2 protein-coding genes are annotated in these 2,141 nt (G+C 45.4%); one reads left to right on the plus strand and one right to left on the minus strand.

All coding sequences use genetic code 11. The annotated features are described in order from the left end of the window. Positions 1 to 64: 64 nt before the first annotated feature. Positions 65 to 262 (minus strand): hypothetical protein, encoded by a 198-nt coding sequence (locus tag VN429_RS11175; RefSeq protein ID WP_325633318.1) that lies wholly within the window; start codon positions 260 to 262, stop codon positions 65 to 67. A gap of 1,002 nt (positions 263 to 1,264) precedes the next feature. On the opposite strand from VN429_RS11175, the gene VN429_RS11180 reads away from it, so the two are divergent. Continuing rightward, complete coding sequence (locus VN429_RS11180; protein WP_325633320.1) at positions 1,265 to 1,849, plus strand: methyltransferase family protein; 585 nt, start codon at positions 1,265 to 1,267, stop codon at positions 1,847 to 1,849. The last annotated feature ends 292 nt before the right edge of the window (positions 1,850 to 2,141 follow it).

Raw genomic sequence — 2,141 nt, forward strand, 5'->3', positions numbered from 1 at the left:
TGTAAGAATAAATAATTGATCAGGTAAAGGATGGAGAAATATTTTCTTTCCTCCCCGGTTGGATTTACTCCAGTTCAACCTCAAATTTCTGGTTCAGCAACTCCTTTACCCGCTTGTCCAGAGTATTGCGGACCTGATCCCAATCCCCAGCAGTAACAATCCGTTTCTTTGCAATGAACTCGGCAACCTTGATCTTTTCAATCTTTGCCTCTTTCACTCTGGGATCAGTATCTGGATGACGGCGTTTATACTCCTCCTCCAATTTTCTGATAATCCCCTGCTTTAGGCCTGATATCCGGTTCGAAAGAATCGCAAGAGAAGCAGGATCTGTCTCTTTATCAATAGTCTATGAACATTTCGCGAGATCTGAAAGCACTCCTTCTGCAAATTCTTCTTCAATCTGAATGCTTGCAGTCGTGTTCATGGCATAGGAACGAACTTCAAAGGCAGTGGTCCGGGTCTCTTCTTTCCACCCAGTAATAAGTTTGTGAAGGGCAAGTTCTGCTTTCTGTTTACTATCAATAAGGCCAGACCAGATAGAAGGATCTGCGAAATTTTTCGCCTGAATTACCCCCCGATATCGTGAAACACACTCGTCAATCTTGGTTTTTCTGATGTATAGGGAAGAATGCTTTTAAGAGTTGGGCAAACCCTTTCAGGTCCACAAACGCCTGCCCATGTTTCGTATGAAATGCCGCATACTGCTGAACAGAGGCATATCCCTCCGAAACAAAGAATAAAAAACGGATTTTTCCCGCTCAAAACATTTTTCTCCCGCTCTCAACAAGCTGAAAGACTCACCAATCAATGACCTCATACAATGAGGATCCCCAACCTTGATCTGGCATGAACTATACACTATGCCTGGCCTTCCAACAACCCAGGAACAGTTGCCCCGGATGAAGAGATGAAACCCCGAAACCGAACAAAACCCGTCAGACCTGTATGATCAAAAACTGCGAAACGATCAGGAACATTCCATCCCAATTCTCCTATGATTTCCCTGACATGCCTTCTCAATGATCGAGAACCTGAACTAGATCAGACACCATGGCATTGACTCATCCCTTGCCATACAAACCACAAATTACACCAGCACAACATGCAACAGACTCATCTGCATACACCGGTCCCGATGTACACACTGAAGTCCATGAGAAAAAAGGATGAGATCTTATCTCACCCGGGCCATCGGAGTTGTATAACATACCCCCCGGAGATCCCATGATTATTCTTCTTCCGGACCCTACAGTACACCAGATTTATGATCTTCTCTCAGGCATTCACCTCAGCATACACCCCCATCTGGTATCTCACCCTCATCCTCTGGATCATCAGTGAACTCTACCTGATATACCGGGACCGGAACACCACAAAAAAGAAGGATCAAGGATCCCGGAGATACATCGGAATCGCTGTTATCACCGGAATAGCACTCTCATTCCTTGTAGGATACAATCCACTCTTCCAGTTCCAGATCGATCCTGATACAATCATTGGTATCAGTATCGCCATCATGTGGGCCGGAATCATCATCAGGTTCCTGGCTATCCGGACACTGGGCCGTCATTTCCGAACCCTCATTCACATCAGAGATGACCATACCATTGTAAAGACCGGATTATACCACACCATCAGACACCCGGCCTATCTCGGATCCATCATCAGTGCATTCGGGGTTACCATGGTCTTTCAGAATTACCTCATTCCAATCATTGTTGTTGGAATACTCATGCCAGCGGTAATGTTCAGAATATCACATGAAGAAGCAGCCCTGTGTGATCATCTCGGACCGGCATATGAAGAGTACATGAAAGAGACCTGGAGACTGATCCCGTTCATCTACTGAGAGATCGGATTGTGTATAACAGCATGGTGAACCAATAACCCGGATAATAATACAGACCAAGCAATCTGACAGCGGTTCAGAGCATAACAGAGACATGCTGGATGGTCCCGGACATTTGTAATCTGTAATATTCCTGATGTTCCCTGATAGTGCATCAGGATAATCGGCATCATATAATTCTGGGCTCTGGGATCTTCAGAAATTCTGATTACCCATCAACACGAATCCGGGACCCGAGACAAACCTGATTGTTCGCTCAACCTTTTTTCATCTCCCATGAGCCTCCCGGAAT

It is taken from the genome of Methanospirillum sp. (genome assembly GCF_035560735.1).
Lineage (GTDB): Archaea > Halobacteriota > Methanomicrobia > Methanomicrobiales > Methanospirillaceae > Methanospirillum.

Bases quoted from the DNA above. Each gene is read 5' to 3' on its own strand.
- VN429_RS11180 (WP_325633320.1), top strand. From the start codon at position 1,265: ATGATCTTCTCTCAGGCATTCACCTCAGCATACACCCCCATCTGGTAT.